This is a genomic window from Blastococcus goldschmidtiae (assembly GCF_031845325.1).
GTDB lineage: Bacteria > Actinomycetota > Actinomycetes > Mycobacteriales > Geodermatophilaceae > Blastococcus > Blastococcus goldschmidtiae.
This window is the reverse complement of record NZ_JAVREI010000004.1, coordinates 12,500-29,557: the sequence shown is the minus strand read 5'-3', so window position 1 is coordinate 29,557 and position 17,058 is coordinate 12,500. Positions and strand designations below refer to the sequence as shown.

Genomic DNA, 17,058 nt, shown 5'->3' with positions numbered 1-17,058 from the left:
ATGTGAGCGGCGCCACGCCGCGTCAAGGCTTCCGGAGTTATTGACTGGCGAATCAGTTATGTGTCAGGCTGTGACCATGGACACGTACCAGCCGATGCCGAGCCACGTGCCGGTCGTCGTGGTCGGAGCCGGGTACGCCGGGCTGAGCGCCGCGCTGGAACTCACCGACGCGGGCACGCCCTGCCTGGTGGTCGAATCCGCCGACCGCGTCGGCGGCCGCACCCTCACCGAGCAGCGCGACGTCGTCATCGATCACGGCGGTCAGTGGGTGGGCCGCACGCAGCACCACCTGCTCGCTCTTGCCGAGCGCTTCAGTTGCCCGACCTTCCACACCTACGAGACCGGCTGGCACCTGGAGCGCTGGAGCGACGGCTCGCTGGCCCGCTACACCGGCGCAGCGCCCGAGGCGGCGGCCGGCATCGCCGAGTACTGGGAGGTCGCCGGGCGCCTCGACGAGCTGGCCGCGACGATCGACATCGACGACCCGACGAGTTCCCCGCACCTGGAGGAGTGGGACAGCGTGACCGTGCGGTCCTGGTTCGACCGCACGGTGGTCTCGCCTGATGCGCGGCGGCGTCTGGATCTGGCCGTGCAGGGCGTCTGGTCGACCGAGGCCCGGGACATCTCCGTGTTCCACCTGCTGTTCTACATCGCCTCCGCCGGCTCGTTCGAGCAGCTGATGGAGACCGACGGGTGCGCGCAGGAGCGGCGGTTCCACCGCGGTGCGCAGTCGCCTGCCCTAGCGGTGGCGGAGCAGTTGGGCGACGCCGTCCGCACGAGCGTCACCGTGCTGGCAATGGAGCAGGACGACAACGGCGTCGACGTCCACACCGATGCCGGCGACGTCCGCGCGCAGTGGGTCATCGTGGCCACACCCCCGCCCGCCACGGCGCGGATCCGTTTCCGGCCACCGTTGCCGGTCGACCGCGCGCGCTGGCTCCAGCGCAGCACCATGGGCGACGTCGCCAAGGTGCACGTGGTGTACGAAGCGCCGTTCTGGCGTGCCGAGGGGCTGTCGGGCGTCGCGACGCTCTACGGAGAGGGCTCCGTCGGGGTGGTCTTCGACAACTCTCCCGACGACGCCTCGGTCGGCGTGCTGGTCGCATTCATCTACGGCGACCGGCTGCGCTCCTGGTCCGCGTCGGACCAGGAGGCCCGCCGCCAGCACGTGCTCGAGACGCTGACCCGGCTCTACGGCGAGCGGGCGGGCGCTCCACGCGACTACGTCGAGAAGAACTGGCCCGAAGACGCCTACGCGCGCGGCGGCTACACCGCCAACCCGGCTCCCGGCGCATGGTTCGAGCACGGCGCCCGGGGATGGCGCACACCCGTCGGCCGGATCCACTGGGCGGGCAGCGAGACGGCAAGCCGCTGGTACGGCTACATCGACGGCGCGATCTCCTCCGGCCAGCGCGCGGCACACGAGGTCCTCGACCAGGAGGTGCCGTCCTGATGGCTGACCTCGGGCTCTTCCGCGATCCGGCGTCGGTCGCCGTCGTCGGCGCCTCGGACGATCGGGGCAAGTGGGGATACTGGCTGGCCCGCGGTGCGCTGAGCGGCCGACACCGCCGCAAGGTCTACCTGGTCAACCGGTCCACCGGCAGCGTGCAGGGCGAATCCACCTACCCGGACGTCGCGTCCCTGCCGGAGCCCCCGGAGTTGTTGGTGCTGTGCGTGCCGCCAGCGTTCGTCGAGGGGGTCGTCGACGAGGCACTCGCCCTAGGCGTGCGGGCCTTCCTCGGCATCACGGCCGGCATCTCGGACGAAGCCCGGTTCGGGGCGAAGATCCGTGCCGCCGGCGCGCGCATCCTCGGGCCCAACAGCCTCGGGCTGTACGACGCCACGTCACAACTGCAGTTGGCCTGGGGGCACTTCACCCCGGGATCGCTGGCGATCGTCTCGCAGAGCGGTCAGCTCGGCTCGGAAATCGCCAACATGAGCGCGCGGGTGGGCCTGGGTGTCTCCCGTTTCGTCTCCGTCGGCAACCAATTGGACGTCCGCGCCGCCGACCTGCTGGAGGACCTGCTCGACCACGAGGCGAGCTCGTTGGTCGCCCTCTATCTGGAGAGCTTCACCGACGGCCCGCGGCTGGTGGAGGTTCTGCGGCGGCTGCGGGCGGCGGGCAAGCCGACCGTGGTGCTCACTACCGGAGCGAGCGAGGGAAGCCAGCGACTAGCCCAATCGCACACCGGGTCACTGACCTCGGCGCTCGACACCGTCGATGCGGCGTGCCGTGCTGCGGGCGCGATCCGCGTGGCGACACCGACCGAACTGGTCGATGTCGCCCGGTGCCTGGCCGTGTCGGCCCGGCCGGCTGGCCGTCGCGTCGCGGTCGTCAGTGACAGCGGCGGTCAGGGCGGCATAGCCGCCGATGTCGCCGCGGCACATGGCCTGTCCACCCCGGTCTTCTCTCCGCAGCTGCAGGAGCGGCTGGCGGCACTGCTGCCGGCGAGCGCCGCGGTCACCAACCCGGTCGATCTGGCCGGTGCCGGCGAGGCGGACCTGCACACCTACGCCGCGCTCAGCGAGCTGCTGATGGATTCTGGTGAGGCAGACGTCGTGCTGCTGTCGGGCTACCTGGGGTGCTACGGCGAGGACAACCCGGCGACCGAGCGCGCGGAACTGGCCGTCGTCGACCGCCTCGGGTCGGCCGTCGCCTCGGCCGGCGTGCCGCTGCTGGTGCACAGCATGAGCCCGAACTCGCCAGCGGTCGGACGCATGTGGAACCGGGGCATCCCCGCTTTCGCAGCCATCGAGTCCGTGATGGGCGCCATCGCCAACACGGCAGCCCTCACCGAATGGCCGGGGCGGAAGTTCGCCACCCCCGCCGGCGCCCCGCTGACGGTTCAGCCGGGCTACTGGTCAGCACGTGACGTGCTGACGCGGATCGGCATCAGCGCTCCTGCGGGCCGCCGGGTCGACTCGCCCGAGCAGCTGGCCGCCGCGTTCGCGGAACTCACGCCACCGCTCGTGCTCAAAGCCGGCTGGCTCGAGCACAAGAGCGAGAGCGGTGGGGTGAAGCTCGGCCTGCGCACCGCTGCGGAGCTGGCGGCCGCCTACGAGGACATGACCGTGCGGCTGGGCGCGGGCGAATACGTGGTGGAGGAGCAGGACACCCGCCCCGACGTCGTCGAGATGCTGGTCGGCGGGCGCCGCGACCGCGACTTCGGTCCGCTCATCGCCGTGGGTGCCGGCGGTACCGAAGCAGAGCTCTACCGCGACGTGTGCGTCGAGCTCGCGCCGGTCGATCGACCCACCGCGGTCGACATGATCTCCCGGCTGCGCTGCCTTCCCCTCCTGCAGGGCTGGCGGGGGCGACCGCCGGTCGACCTGGCGGCGCTCGCCGACGTCGTGGTGGCGGTGTCGCGCGCGGTCGCGGCCACCGCGCAGATCGACGACCTCGAGGTCAACCCACTCCGCGTCGGTCCGACCGGAGCCCTGGCCGTCGACGCGCTGATCCTCTCGACTGGAGAAACCGATGAAGCTGCCTGACCTGAGCGACGACTTCACCGACCGGGTCGCCGTCGTCACCGGCGGCGGTTCCGGCATCGGCCGGGCGATCGCCCGGCGGTACGCCGCCGCCGGCGGCACGGTATACGTGCTGGGGCGCCGCGAGGAGCCGCTGGCGGAGACGGTCGGGCTCATCACCGCTGCCGGCGGCCGCGCCACTCTCCTGACCTGTGACGTCCGCGACGCTGCCCGAGTCACCGAGGTCATCGACGGCGTCGCCGAGGCCGAGGGGCGCGTCGACGCCCTGGTGAACAACGCCGCCGGCAACTTCGTCGTCCCGGGCGAGGAGCTGAGCCCGAACGGGTGGAAGGCGGTGATCGACATCGTGCTGAACGGCACCTTCTACGCCACGCGTGCCGCCGCCCAGCACATGCTCGCAGCCGGCCAGGGATCGATTCTCAGCGTCATCGCCACCTACGCCTGGCACGGGCATCCAGGCACGGTGCACAGCGCGGCCGCGAAGGGTGGCGTCGTCGCGATGACCCGCACCCTTGCCGTCGAGTGGGCGGCCCGCGGCGTCCGGCTGAACTGCATCGCGCCCGGCCCGACGGAGACCGAGGGCGCCGGACAGGCCCTGTGGGGTTCCGATGCCGCACGATCCCGGGTCCAGGCGAGCGTCCCCGCCGGCCGGTTCGCCGACCCCGCGGAGATCGCCGAGTCGGCGGCCTTCCTGCTCAGCGACCGCGCGGCTTACGTGACCGGTGAGGTGCTCGTGGTCGACGGCGCCCAGTGGCTGGGCAAATCCGTCTACACCGACGACCGGGCCTCGTCGTGAGTCGCGAGTTCGACGGCGCCCTGATCGACGGCCGCTGGGTCCGGATCGAGGGGCGGAACCGGGTGGAGAACCCGGCTGACGCCTCAACGGTCGGATGGTGCGGCAGCGGCACGCCGGCCGACGTCGACGCTGCCGTCGAGGCCGCACGCCGAGCCGCCGGGACGTGGGCACGGATCAACCCGCAGGAGCGCGCCGACCGCCTCGATGCGCTGGTCGACGCGCTCCGGAGGCGCCGGGACGAGCTGGTCGACGTGACCGTGGCCGAGGTCGGGGCACCGGTGTCCGTCGCCCGCGAGTCGCACGTGGATCTGGCGATCGAGATATTCGAGTCAGCGGCGCGCAATGCGCGGGCGTTCCGGTTCGAGGAGGAGCTGGGTTCGTCGCTGCTGGTCCGCCAGCCCGCGGGGGTGGTCGCGGCGATCACGCCGTGGAACTACCCGCTGTACCAGCTGGCGGCGAAGGTCGGCCCGGCCCTGGCGGCCGGCTGCACGGTCCTCCTGAAGCCGGCCGAACTGGCACCGCTGTCGGCCCACCAGTTCGCGCAGGCCGTTCTCGACGCCGGGCTGCCGGCAGGAGTCGTCAACCTGGTGCCGGGCGGCGGTTCCGTGGTCGGGGCGGCGCTGGCCGCCCACCCCGACGTGGACCTGGTGTCCTTCACCGGTTCCACCGGCGTGGGCAGGCACGTGGCCGCCGCGGCGGCGGCCAACCTCGCCCGCGTCTCCCTGGAACTCGGCGGGAAATCGGCGAGCATCGTCTGCCCCGGCGCCGACCTCGGGTCGGCGGTGCGCGCCACGGTCGACTCCGCGATGCTCAACAGCGGCCAGACCTGCAGCGCGTGGACTCGCCTGCTGGTTCCGCACGACGAGCTGGAGGCGGCGCTCTCGATCGCCGCGGAGCACTGCTCGCGCCTGGTCGTGGGCGACCCGCGATCCGAGGACACCGACCTCGGACCCCTGATCAGCTCCGCCCAGCGCGACGCCGTCCGGGCCGTCATCGAGTCGGCGCGCCGACGGGGAGCCCGTCTCGTAACCGGCGGCACTGCGTCTCCCCGAGGGCTCGGACAGGGCTACTACCTGCCGCCCACCGTGCTCGCCGATCTCCCGGTGTCCGATCCGGCCAGCCAGGAGGAGATCTTCGGCCCGGTCCTGGTCGTCCACGGCTACGACACCGTCGACGAGGCCGTGCAGACCGCGAACGGCACCGCCTACGGGCTCTCCGGCGCCGTCTTCGCCGCCGACGAGCCGACGGCGATGCACGTGGCTCGTCAGCTCGAGACCGGACAGGTGGACGTCAACGGAGCGCCGTTCAACGTCGACGCGCCCTTCGGCGGCTGGAAGGCGTCCGGCATCGGCCGCGAACTGGGCCCCGTGGGCCTCGAGGAGTACACGCAACTGACGTCCATCCAGCGTTGAGCGCCAAACCAATCCCTCGCCGGCAGAGAGCCGGCCGTCCGCTCCCACCCCACCCCACCCCACCCCATTACCGGAGGAAACCACCATGTCCGACGCCACCGAGTACTGGCCGCTCACCGACGACCAACGCGCCATCGTCGCGCTCACCAAGCAATTCGCGGCCGAGGAGATCCGTCCTCGCGGCCGCGCCGTCGACGAGGCCGACACAGAGTCCCCCGTCGACATCTTCCGAAGCGCCGCAAAGGTCGGCATCACCGACTTCATGTTCCCCGAGCAGTACGGCGGCGGAGGCTTCACCGACGTCTTCACCCAGTGCCTGGTGCAGGAGCAGCTCTGCTGGGGCGATCCCGGCATCGGCAACTTCATCTGCTCCAGCGGCTTCTTCGGCGATCCGGTGCTCGCCATCGGAACGGACGAGCAGAAGGCGAAATGGCTGACTCCGCTCACCGGCCCGAACGGGCTGATGACCGCCGTGGCCACCACGGAACCGGGTTCGGGATCGGACGCGGCATCGATCGTGACACGGGCGCGCAAGGTCGACGGAGGCTACGAGATCAGCGGCCAGAAGGCGTGGATCTCCAACGCCGGTCTCGCCGATCAGTACGTCGTCTTCGCCAAGACCGACCCGAACCAGCGATCCAAGGGCGTCACGGCCTTCCTCATGACCAAGGACACGCCTGGTATGACCTTCGGCGAGCCGATGAAGAAGATGGGCCAGCGGGCCATCGTGTGCCGCGAGATCTTCTTCGACCGGGCATTCGTGCCCGACGAGAACCGGCTGGGTGACGAGGGCCAGGGCTTCTACGGCCTGATGCGGACCTTCGACATCTCCCGTGTCGTGCTCGCCGCTGCGGCCACCGGCGCAGCACGGGCCGCCTACGAGTACGCCCTCGATTACGCGCGCAACCGCACGCAGTTCGGCAAGCCCATCTTCGAGCACCAGGCGGTTGCGTTCCGGCTGGCGGACATGGCCACCCGGATCGAGTCGTCGTGGCTGCTGACGCTGCACGCCGCTCGCCAGCTCGACGCCGGCCACAACGTCAACGGCCTGGCCGCGATGGCCAAGCTTCAGGCATCCGAGACGGCGATGTTCTGTACGTGGGCAGCGGTGCAGACACTGGGCGGGTGGGGTTACTCGCGCGATTACCCGGTCGAGCAGTGGATGCGCGACGTCAAATTGGAAGAAATCGAAGAAGGCACCTCCGACATCATGCGCCTCGTCATCTCCCGGAACCTCTGAGTCGAAGTGAACCTCTCGGCCATCCCTGAAGTCTCTCGCCATCTGTAAGACGGAGGACGAGCCGGTTCCTACGGAGAAATGCCCGACGCTGAGGCACGCGGAAGGCACGAACGCTGCCGATCGAGCGTCTGGCCTGCATAGATGCGACCAGCGAGATCGTGCACCGCAACCGCGCCAACCCGCCGGACGCGACCCTGCGGGAGGTCCGCCTGCGCACCGACGACGGGCCGCTCGACCCGGTGGTGGACGTGATCTCGCGGGCGGAGATCGAGGAGATGTTGGAGGGCTACCGCCACCTGACCGGGTACTGGCAGCGCACCCTGGCCTGAGCCGACCGGCCGACCGTCGCCGGCCCCGGCCGGGGGGCAGGCCGAGAGGGCCGGAGATCAGGGCCGGACGGTCGCGACCGGGTGCTCGCCGACCAGCTCGGACAGCGTCCTCGTGGTGTCGGCTGCGCCGGCCGGCCGGGCCAGGTGGTAGCCCTGTCCCAGCGTGCAACCGAGCGCTCCGAGCGCGTCGAGCTGGTGGGCGGTCTCGATGCCCTCGGCCACCGGCTGGAGGCCGAGCACGCGGGCCAGATCGATGATGCTGGCGGCCACCGCGTGCCCCTGCGGCTGGTGGATCTGCTCGATCAGGGAGCGGTCGAGCTTGAGCATGTCCACGGGGAAGCGCGGCAGGTAGCTCAGCGACGAGTAGCCGGTGCCGAAGTCGTCGACGGCGAGCTGGACGCCCATCTCCTTGAGCTCGACCAGGCGGCTGACCTCGGCGCTGAGGTCCTCGACGAGCATGCTCTCGGTGATCTCGAGGACCAGCCGGCCGGCGGGGATGCGGTGCCGGACCAGGGTGCGCGCGACGAGGCCCGGGAAGTCCTCGTCGGCCAGCTGGCGGGCGGAGACGTTGACGCTCATCTGCAGGGTGTCGTCGCCCAGCAGGTCGTGCCACTCGCGCAGCTGCCGGCAGGCCTCGTCGATGGCCCAGGCGCCGAGGGGCACGATGAGGCCGGTCTTCTCGGCCAGCGAGATGAAGAAGCCCGGCAGGACCAGGCCGAAGGTGGGGTGCTCCCAGCGCATGAGGGCCTCGACCGCCACGACGGCCTGCCCGTCGATCGCGTGCACCGGCTGGTAATGCAGAACGAATTCGCCGCGCTGCAGCGCGCGCGGCAGGTCGGTCGCCAGCCGCATGCGGTCCTCGAGGGCGTCGTGCGATGCGGTGTCATGGAGGCAGACGGCGTCCTTGCCGCCGTTCTTGGCCCGGTACATGGCCAGGTCGGCGTGGCGCAGCAGGTCCTCGGCCGCGCCCGCCGAGCCGGAGGCCGTGGCGACGCCGATGCTGGCGGTGAGGAACAACTCCTGGTCGGCGTGGTGCACCGCCGGGCGGAAGGCCTCCAGCACACGCTCGGCGACCGTCTGCCCCTCGGGCGCGTCGCCCGGGACGACGACCGCGAACTCGTCGCCGCCCAGTCGGACCGCCAGGTCGCCCTCGCGCAGGACTGCGCGCAGTCGGTCGGCGACGGCGCGCAGGACCTCGTCGCCGACGGAGTGCCCCAGCGTGTCGTTGATCGTCTTGAACCCGTCCAGGTCGATCAGCAGGAGCGACACCTGCTCGCCGACGCCGAGGGCGGCCTCGAGGTGCTCGGCCAACCGGAGACGGTTGGGCAGGCCGGTGAGCGCGTCGTGCCGCGCGGACCGCGAGAGGTCCTGCTGCTGGCTCTCGAGGTCGCAGGCCATGGCGTTGAACGTCCGTGCCAGCGCGCCGAACTCGTCCTCCCGCGTCACCGGCACGCGGTGTGACAGCGTCCCGTCCCCCAGGGCACGGGCGGCCTCGCGGAAGGCACCGAGCGGGGCGAGCACCGTCCGGGTGAGGCGAAGAGCACCGGCCAGCGCCATGAGCAGTCCGGCGGCGGCGACCCCGAGGATCCAGCCGAGCACCTGCTCCTGCGCGCCGCGGGCCTCGGCGTACTCGCCGAGGATGTCGGCCTCGGCCAGCGCCTCGGCGGCGCCGAGCGAGGCCACCGCCGCACCGACATGGCCGCTGGCCTCGTCCAATCGCTCAAGCACCGCGGTCCGCTCCGCCGGGTCCCCGGCCGCGGCGTCCCCGACCGCCGCGTCGAGGACCGCCACGGCGCGCTGGGCGTGCTCCTGCGCCGTCGCCGTGTCGTCCCCCTCCTCGGTCAGGGCGTCGTCCTCGAGGTCGGCGAAGCCGGCCTCCAGCCGATCCCGGGTCGCCAGGTAGGCCCCGCGCGCATCGGCATCGGACGGCAGGAGGACGGCCCGGACGCCGGTGCGCTCGACCTCAAGCACCAGCGTCTGCAGCCGGGCGAGGGGCAGCGCTTCCTCGGTCGCCTCCCCCGCGGTCTCGGCGAAGCCGTCCATCGTGAGATCCAGGCCGGCGACCGCCGTGCCGGAGACCAGCAGCAGCGGGAGCGTCATGGCCGCGATGCCGGCGCCCATCCGGGCGCGAACCGTGAGTGATCGGGGCATCGGAGACCTTCTGACGACGGGCCGGACGTCAGAGGTGTCGGCTGTGACGGCGGTCTTCTTGACCAGTGACGGCACCCGAAAGGGGTGGTGCCGGTGACGATTCCGGTCCGCACCGCTGGCGCCTCGCACGCCGGTCGTCGATGTTCCGGCTGTCCGGCAGCGCCGCCGGCGCCGTCCCACATCGCGATCCGACGGGCTCGTCCCGTCCGCCGCGGTGCGCCACGACTTTCTGGAGACCAAATCCGAGCGCGGAGACGCGACCTGGGACCAAGACCCGGGCAACGTCGCGTACGCGCTGAGATCGGTAGGCAGCAACGCCGGCCGGTACGGCGGCGATCCCGGCCGGATACTGGTCGCCCCCCTCCCCGGTGGGGAACCTGGCCGTCAACCTCCGCTGCAGCGCCGCCGGAAGGCACCGCCGTTTCCGGCGGCGGAGGCGAGGTCCCCGTGTCGGCCGCGGTCATGGCCGCCTATCCCGTCGACCTGCAGAGCGCCTTGGACGACGGATACCCGCTCAGCGGCATCGCGTCGCAGGTGCTCGTACCCCCGCGAAGGCGTGACGCAGCGGTCATGAGCTCTCGCGTGCACGCGCGCCCGCGTGTCGTGCCCCCCCGCGGGAGAATGCAGTGTTCTACCGACGAGCCGCTCCTGCGCCCGCCCCTCGTTGCGCTGAGGCACGCAGAAGGCACCACATCCCGCGGAAGTCGCGCTGACCAGCACGAACGGCCGTTGGAGTCTCAAACCTTCCAAGCTGGCCATGCCCGTTCGATCCCGGTCACCCGCTCCACTGCGATGTCGCGGGAAGCCGTTCACCGGTGTCCCGCGACACCGTTTCGCGTTGGGGCGGTTCGCGGTGCCGTCATGACTCTCGACCCGTATCCCGACGTCACGGACCTCCACGGTCTGCGCGCGCGCTGGGGATTGCCGACGTGCCCGGGCGCGGAAGCCGACGAGTCGGAGCCTCTGCTTGCACGAGGCCGTCTACGTCGCGGTGACGAGGGCGGACGGGCCATGGACTCGACGAAGGCCCTCACGGTCGGGAGGCGTCATCGACCGTCATCTCGACGCGGTCGTCGACGAAGCACACGAACCCCCGCACGGCCTCCGCGTCGTGGAACGGCTCGGGATAGGTCCAGAGCACGTCCTTCTCCAGCCGGTCGTCGACCTGAAGCGACCAGTAGTGCGCGACCCCTTTGTAGGGGCAGCGCGTCGTGGTGTAGCTCGGCTCGAGCAGATCGGTCCGGACGTCCTCGCGCGGCAGGTACCAGCGGACCGACAGCCCGCTCTCGAGGAGCATGCGCGGCCGGGTGGAGTCCGCGACGAGCGTGTCCCGGACCCGGACCCGCACCCGGCGGGAGCTCCGGAGCACGTCGATCCGGGTGTACGGGTCACGCGGATGGACGAACACCTCCTCGTCCTCCTCGAACACCCCGTCCATCGAGTCCCAGTCGAAGGCGACGAGCCCGGCGATGGCACTGGCACTCGTGGGCGGCTGCTGCCACGAGTAGGCGGCGTCGGTTGCGCTCCGGTCACCTACCCGCACGTTCCAGTACGTTGCCGAGCCCATGCCCGGGTCCGTCCGCTGCCGATCACTGTGCTCGAACAGGTCCGTCCGCACGTCCTCCTGTGGAAACAGGTAGGTCGGCGTGCGTCCCGGCGGGTGTAGCAACCGCACGCCGGTACTGTCCGCGACGGTCTCGCCAGCGAGGACGACGCGGATCCGACGCGGGCTGATCTCGATGTACAGGACGTGCTCCGGCCTTCCCGGTTCGAAGTTGAAGGTCCCGGCGGGGCTCTCGCCGAACGGCCCGGTGCCCTTGGTCAAGCTCATGCCTCGGATCTACCCGGCTGCCTCGGAGGCCATCCGACGTCCGTGCCTCTTTCCATCCGGCCGCTCGACGCGACGACGCCCGATGGGTCGACAACCACCTGTCGAGACATGGAGCCGGTGACCGACGACGGGCAAGACTCCAGGATCCCGGGCACGTCCGCGAACACCAGCTGCCCAGGTCGCTCACGCGGACAGAACCGCCACGCGAGGGCGCGAGACCAGCTCCACGTCCCGGATCCATCCAGCGTCTTGCTGTCTGCGAGAGGTGAGCGGGGGCTACAGGGCTGCGCTGGCTGGGAGGTCGGCGTGCAGAACGGCGTAGAGGGCGCCGGCGGTGAGGCCGAACCACAGGTGGCCGACGACGAACTGGATCACGTCGTGGCGGCCGTAGTGGCGGTAGAACACGCCGGGCGGGGGGACGGGGTCCGGCATGTCGGGGTGCAGGTCGGGCCAGGCTCCCACGACGATGCCGCCGAGCAGACCATGGATGGCGCCGGTGAGCACGCCCCACCAGGCGAGGTGGTCGTCGTGCGCGACGGCCTGGAAGAAGGTGGCGTACAGCAGCACGATGGCCATGGCCAGCGTCGCGTGGCCGACCCAGCCGGTGAGGCGGCGGTAGCGCCGGGGGGCGCGCAGGATGGCCCCGCCCTCGGCGAAGATGTCCTGCCGCAGAGAGAGCCCGGCCGCTCGCTGCAGATAGGTGGGGGCCTCCATGAGCTGGGCGGCGACGAGTCCCGCGACCGCGGCCGCCATCGGGTCGATGGTCACCGGCCCTCGTGGGAACAGAGACCGGACGTCGTGGCGTGTCGCATCAGCGGGGCCGCGCTGGTCCACGGCGCGCGAGCCGCCAGCCAATGGTGCCGACCGAGGCGATCGCGGCGCTTCGGGCCAGGGCTGGATGGAAGCCGACCAGGCGGGTCCAGCGGCTGCGGGGCAGCGCGAACCGGACCACCCCGCCGTCCACGGCTCCGTCACCGGGCGTCGGCTCGGTCAGGTTGCTCTGGCCTCGGTCTGGCTCGTCGCGTTGCTGGCGGGTGAAGACCTGCCCGCCGAGGGCCAGCAGCCGGTCGGTCAGGGCGGGGCTGATCCGCTGCACCATCGCCAGCTGGGCGGCGGCGCCGATGTAGATGTCGCGCCGCGGATGGTCGGCGGCGAAGACGACGGCCTCGGCGACCGCCTTGGGCTGGTACACCGGCGGGATCGGCGCCGGCCGCACGCCCATCCACGATCTCGCGGAGTCGTAGAAGGGGGTGTCGATCGACGCCGGCAGGATCGTCGTGATCCGCACGCCGGACCTGGCACGCCGTTCCTCCAGCCGCAGTCCCTCGTAGAGGGCGTTGACCCCGGACTTGGCGATGCAGTACGGGATCATCAGCGGGACGGCGCGCACGCCCAACCCGGAGCTGACGCCGATGATCGCGCCGTGCCCCTGCTCGCGCAATATCGGCAGGACCGCCTTGACCCCGTAGACGTGGCCGCGCAGGTCGACGTCCAGGATCCGGTGGATCGCCTCGACGGGCATCGTGTTGAGCTCCCCGTAGCCGGAGACCGCGGCGTTGTTGACCCAGACGTCGATCCGCCCGAAGTGCTCCCGTGTGCTCTTCGCGAGGTGCTCGACCTGCGGCCACACCGCGACGTCGGTGGGCACGACCAGCGCCGTCCCACCGGCCCGGGTGACCTCCTCGGCGGTGGCGTGCAGTGCCGGCTCGCCGCGGGCGGCCAGCACGACGGCCGCGCCCTGGGCGGCGAAGTGCCTGGCGGTCTCCCGACCGATCCCCGACGACGCCCCGGTGATCACCACCACCCGCTGGCTGGTCGCGCTCACGGTCTGCTCCTGTGTTCGACCGGCATGCGGTGTGACGGTTCAGGTGGGACGGTCAGGACTGGGGGGCCGGGTCCAGGACGTGGTCGAAGACGGCGCCGGTGGCCTGGGCCTGCACGTACTTGTCCACGATGTCGACCGCCCAGTCCTGGGCCGTCCACTTGCTCGGCTGGTACAGCCCCAGAGCGGTGTTGAGCAGGACGTCGCCGGTGTAGACGGCCGCGAAGACGGTGTTGACGGCCTTCTGTCCGCGCAGCCCGTTGGCGGCGGCGATGCCGTAAGCGGTGCCCCACATCCCGCCGAGGGCGAAGTGGGTGGTGTAGTTCAGCCGGCGGCGCCCCTCGGGGGTCGTGGGGTGCACGGGCAGCACCTTCTCGGCGAAGTCCGCAGGCGCGTAGCTCTCCTCGCGTCCGGTGAGCGGCATCTCGACGAGCTTCTGGAACGCGGTCATCACCACGGTGCCGGCCAGCCCGGCGAGGACTCCCCGGGCCAGCACGGTAGCGGTTGACGGCTCGTTGTTCGGCTGCATGGCTGTTCCTCCGAGGTGGTTGCGGTTGCAGGTGCTCGCCGGCGCCATCGGTGGTGGCCGGCAGGTGCTGTCAGGGCTTGAGGACGACCTTGATGCAACCGTCCTGCTTCTTCTGGAACATCTCGTAGCCGTGCGGGGCCTGCTCCAGCGGGAGCGCGTGGGTGGTGAGGTCTTCGGTGCCCAGCGGGTCGTCGTCGCCGGTGAGCGCGGGCATGATCTCGTCGACCCAGCGCTTGACGTGGGCCTGTCCCATGCGGATGGTCACGCCCTTGTCGAACAGGTCCATCATCGGGAACGGGTCGGCCTGGCCGCCGTAGACGCCGATCAGCGAGATGGTGCCGGCGCGCCGCACGCTGTAGAAGGCGGTGCGCATGGCGGCCATCCGGTCCACCCCGATCGTCTCGGCCGCCTTGCGGGCCAGTGGGCCGGGCAGCTTGCCTGCAGCCCCGAGCAGGGCCGCCTGGAACGGGGAGCCGTGGGCCTCCATCCCGACCGCGTCCACGACACCGTCGACACCCCGCCCGTGGGTCATCTCCATGATCGCCCCTGGGACGTCGTCGACCTTGCTCTGGTCGATGACCTCGATGCCGTGCCGTCGGGCCATCTCCAGCCGCTCGGGCACGCTGTCGACGCCGATGACCCGCGCAGCGCCGAGGTACTTGGCGACACGGGTGCACATCTGACCGATCGGCCCCAGGCCGATGACCGCGCAGGTGCTCCCGGCCTCGATGTCGGCGTACCGCACGGCCTGCCACGACGTGGTCAGCACGTCGGAGAGGAACAGAAACCGTTCGTCGGGATGCCCGGATGGAACCTTGATCGGCCCGAACTGCGCCTGCGGCACCCGCAGGAACTCGGCCTGCGCACCGGGCACCGACCCGTACAGGGCGGTGTAGCCGAACAGCCGTGCGCCCTTGCCCTGCTCGGTGACCTGGGTGGTCTCGCACTGGGCGAAGAAGCCGCGGGTGCACATCCAGCAGTGGCCGCAGGAGATGTTGAACGGCACGACCACCCGGTCGCCGGGCTGGATGTGGCTGACCTCCGGCCCGACCTCCTCCACCATGCCCATCGGTTCGTGGCCGATGATGTCGCCCGGCTCCAGGTACATCCCGAGGACGTCGTAGAGGTGCAGATCCGAGCCGCAGATCGCCGTCGACGTCATCCGCACGATCGCGTCCGTCGGCTCCTGGATCTGCGGGTCCGGAACCGTCTCCACCGAGACCTTCTGCGTGCCCTGCCACGTCAATGCCCTCATTCGGGCCTCCTCGACGGATCGATGCGCAACGGAGCGGGTGCGTCCGCGGCCTGCCGGTTGCGGACCTACCCGCTCGGGGGTTCTGTACCCATCGGTCCAGTTCCTCGCGGCAGAGCCCCGTACTCCTGCTCTCACGGCGGACGGCGCCTGCCGTGAGGCGAGCTCACTTCGGTAGGAGTCGCCCTGACCGATAGTCCCCGCTACTTTTCGACCGAGGCCGCAGCCTATGCCCGAACCGACCACCCGCCGCGGGAAAGACACCAAGGCGCGGATCGTCGAGCTGGCGGCGGCGTTGATGTACGAGCGTGGCGTGAATGCCACCAGCATCGACGACATCCTGGCCGCCTCGGGGACGGGCAAGAGCCAGACCTATCACTACTCCTCCGGCAAGGAGGAGCTCGTGTCCGAGGTGCTCCGGCACCAACTCGGCCTCGTCCTGGACCAGCAGAGCCTGTTCCCACTCGACACCTGGCAGGGCATCGCCGCCGGGTTCCAGGCCATGGCCGACATGCAGCAGAACCAGCGTGGCTACCGCGGCTGTCCGCTCGGTTCCATCGCGGGCGAGGTGCTCCACCAGAGTGACTTTCTCCGCGGCCGCACGGCGGACGCCTTCAGTCGGTGGGAGTCCTTCCTCGCCGACGGGCTGCGAACCATGCAGACAACAGGTCTGCTGCGCGGCGACGCCGACCCAGACGCCCTCGCAGGAGCAACGATCGCCGTGCTGCAGGGGGGTACCTGTTCTCCGCCACGGAGCGCGACATACGCCCCATGCGCAATGCCCTCGCCATGGCACTGAACGAGCTCAGGTCCGGAATCACCGGAGTGTCCCGCCCCGGGTTCAGTGGAGGCTCGGAACTGACGCGGCGACGACAGTCGCCGCGGGGTCGTGCCGGTAGAAGACGTCCTCGTGCTCGGCCGGTGGAACGAGGCCGATCTCGCCGTGCAGGCGTCGGTGGTTGAACCAGTCGATGTACTCGGCGACGGCGATCTCGAAGTCGTCGATGCCCTTCCACGGACCTTCGTTGCGAACGCTGCCCTCGGCGAGCAAGGGCCGGGATGTGGGTGGCGCGCGGGGGTTCTCCGAGCACCGTGTCGTGGCCGGGGCCCCGCCGCGGAACGAGCTTCACTTGGGCGGGCGGCAGCCCACCAACCCACATTCAGCCCGCCCATGTGGCCTGGCCGCCAACGATCGACCGACTCGGTCGTACTGCTGGGTGCACGCTGGTATCCCTACGGCCATCCCTGTTCGAACAGGGGGGTGACGGTGACCTCGTTGAGCACCACGTCCGGTGGGGCGGCGGCGATCCAGCAGATCAGGCGGGCGACCTGATCGGGAGCCAATGCGTCGGCGGGCACGGTCGGCTCCGCGGAACCGGTCCGATCTTCCGGTGACCAGATGCCCCAGCTGGTGTCCATGGCGCCGGGGTACAGCACGCAGGCGCGGATGCGCTGCGGCTTCCCTTCGGCCGCGAGTGCCTGGGTGAGACCGGTGAGCCCGAACTTGGCGGAGCAGTAGGCCGCGGCATTCGCCCACCCGCGCCGGCCGGCCACCGAGGACACGTTGAGGATGGTTCCGCCGCCGTTCTCACACATGTCCGGCCAGACCGCCTTGGCCAGCAAGAACGACGCGCGCAGATTCACCGCGAGCACCCTGTCCCAAGCTGCGACGTCGAGCTCAGCCACCGGACCAGGCACGTCGGTCCCAGCCGCGTTGACCAAGACGTCGACGCGGCCGAGTTCGGCTCGCACCTTGCCTACGGCACGCTCGATCGCATCGGCATCGGCGAGATCCGCCACCGCTGCGCTCGCTCGCACACCACGGGCACGGACCTGCTCGACCGTCTGGTCCAGATCGGTGGATCCGCGGGCCAGAACCGCGACGTCGGCGCCGACTTCAGCCAGGGCCAGAGCCGTTGCTCGTCCCAGGCCGCTGCTGCCACCGGTCACCAGCGCGATCCGCCCGCGCAGCCCTTCTGACCCGCTCACTTCTGCCTCCGGTCTCGCCGTCACGGCCGCCGGGGACCAGCCTGCCCACTGCAGGCGATTGCTGCTGAGCAAGGTCGCCGAGAACACAACTCCGAAGCGGCGTGACGAGGCGGCTACGTACAGCCGGGGTGGCGCCGGTACGTGCATCACCGAGCCGGCGGTGGCCGCTCAAGGACAGACCGGGGCCGACGGGCTGCGCCGCGCCGCGCCGTCCGCAG

The 17,058-nt window shown here is 71.0% G+C and carries 15 protein-coding genes; 7 read left to right on the top strand and 8 right to left on the bottom strand.

What is annotated here, in order from left to right:
* Nucleotides 1-76 precede the first annotated feature (76 nt).
* From RM425_RS08365 to RM425_RS08340, 6 genes are all read left to right on the top strand, one after another.
* The gene (locus tag RM425_RS08365; RefSeq protein WP_311344737.1) at nucleotides 77-1,453 is read left to right on the top strand and encodes a flavin monoamine oxidase family protein; all 1,377 of its coding nucleotides are present in this window, start codon (nucleotides 77-79) and stop codon (nucleotides 1,451-1,453) included.
* Complete coding sequence (locus RM425_RS08360; RefSeq protein WP_311344736.1) at nucleotides 1,453-3,492, top strand: acetate--CoA ligase family protein; 2,040 nt, start codon at nucleotides 1,453-1,455, stop codon at nucleotides 3,490-3,492. The genes RM425_RS08365 and RM425_RS08360 overlap by 1 nt, the downstream gene beginning before the upstream one ends.
* Nucleotides 3,479-4,285 (top strand): SDR family oxidoreductase, encoded by an 807-nt coding sequence (locus RM425_RS08355; RefSeq protein WP_311344735.1) that lies wholly within the window; start codon nucleotides 3,479-3,481, stop codon nucleotides 4,283-4,285. The genes RM425_RS08360 and RM425_RS08355 overlap by 14 nt, the downstream gene beginning before the upstream one ends.
* A complete protein-coding gene (locus RM425_RS08350) occupies nucleotides 4,282-5,697 on the top strand; it encodes an aldehyde dehydrogenase family protein (RefSeq protein ID WP_311344734.1) in 1,416 nt (471 codons plus the stop codon). The genes RM425_RS08355 and RM425_RS08350 overlap by 4 nt, the downstream gene beginning before the upstream one ends.
* Nucleotides 5,698-5,782: 85 nt before the next feature.
* On the top strand, nucleotides 5,783-6,937 hold the full coding sequence (locus RM425_RS08345; protein ID WP_311344733.1) for an acyl-CoA dehydrogenase family protein: 1,155 nt from the start codon (nucleotides 5,783-5,785) through the stop codon (nucleotides 6,935-6,937).
* 158 nt (nucleotides 6,938-7,095) lie between these two features.
* Complete coding sequence (locus RM425_RS08340; RefSeq protein WP_311344732.1) at nucleotides 7,096-7,266, top strand: hypothetical protein; 171 nt, start codon at nucleotides 7,096-7,098, stop codon at nucleotides 7,264-7,266.
* Between the two features lie 57 nt (nucleotides 7,267-7,323).
* On the opposite strand, the gene RM425_RS08335 is transcribed toward RM425_RS08340, so the two are convergent.
* From RM425_RS08335 to RM425_RS08310, 6 genes are all read right to left on the bottom strand, one after another.
* Nucleotides 7,324-9,417, bottom strand: a complete 2,094-nt coding sequence (locus RM425_RS08335; protein WP_311344731.1) for a putative bifunctional diguanylate cyclase/phosphodiesterase — start codon at nucleotides 9,415-9,417, stop codon at nucleotides 7,324-7,326.
* A 1,030-nt stretch (nucleotides 9,418-10,447) separates the two neighbouring features.
* Nucleotides 10,448-11,248 carry a DUF427 domain-containing protein gene (locus tag RM425_RS08330; protein ID WP_311344730.1) on the bottom strand — a complete coding sequence of 267 codons (801 nt, stop codon included), beginning with the start codon at nucleotides 11,246-11,248 and terminating at the stop codon, nucleotides 10,448-10,450.
* A gap of 276 nt (nucleotides 11,249-11,524) precedes the next feature.
* Nucleotides 11,525-12,016 (bottom strand): hypothetical protein, encoded by a 492-nt coding sequence (locus RM425_RS08325; RefSeq protein ID WP_311344729.1) that lies wholly within the window; start codon nucleotides 12,014-12,016, stop codon nucleotides 11,525-11,527.
* Nucleotides 12,017-12,059: 43 nt separating this feature from the next.
* Nucleotides 12,060-13,073, bottom strand: a complete 1,014-nt coding sequence (locus tag RM425_RS08320; protein ID WP_311344728.1) for an SDR family oxidoreductase — start codon at nucleotides 13,071-13,073, stop codon at nucleotides 12,060-12,062.
* 52 nt (nucleotides 13,074-13,125) lie between these two features.
* A complete protein-coding gene (locus RM425_RS08315) occupies nucleotides 13,126-13,599 on the bottom strand; it encodes a hypothetical protein (protein ID WP_311344727.1) in 474 nt (157 codons plus the stop codon).
* A 70-nt stretch (nucleotides 13,600-13,669) separates the two neighbouring features.
* The gene (locus RM425_RS08310; RefSeq protein ID WP_311344726.1) at nucleotides 13,670-14,854 is read right to left on the bottom strand and encodes a zinc-dependent alcohol dehydrogenase; all 1,185 of its coding nucleotides are present in this window, start codon (nucleotides 14,852-14,854) and stop codon (nucleotides 13,670-13,672) included.
* A gap of 226 nt (nucleotides 14,855-15,080) precedes the next feature.
* Here RM425_RS08310 and RM425_RS08305 point away from each other — a divergent pair, with 226 nt between their 5' ends.
* The gene (locus RM425_RS08305; protein WP_311344725.1) at nucleotides 15,081-15,650 is read left to right on the top strand and encodes a TetR/AcrR family transcriptional regulator; all 570 of its coding nucleotides are present in this window, start codon (nucleotides 15,081-15,083) and stop codon (nucleotides 15,648-15,650) included.
* 42 nt (nucleotides 15,651-15,692) lie between these two features.
* Here the strand turns inward: RM425_RS08305 and RM425_RS08300 are convergent, their stop codons facing one another.
* Both RM425_RS08300 and RM425_RS08295 read right to left on the bottom strand, forming a co-directional pair.
* Nucleotides 15,693-15,902 carry an IS3 family transposase gene (locus RM425_RS08300; protein ID WP_311344724.1) on the bottom strand — a complete coding sequence of 70 codons (210 nt, stop codon included), beginning with the start codon at nucleotides 15,900-15,902 and terminating at the stop codon, nucleotides 15,693-15,695.
* A 182-nt stretch (nucleotides 15,903-16,084) separates the two neighbouring features.
* A complete protein-coding gene (locus RM425_RS08295; protein ID WP_311344723.1) occupies nucleotides 16,085-16,927 on the bottom strand; it encodes an SDR family oxidoreductase in 843 nt (280 codons plus the stop codon).
* Nucleotides 16,928-17,058 lie beyond the last annotated feature (131 nt).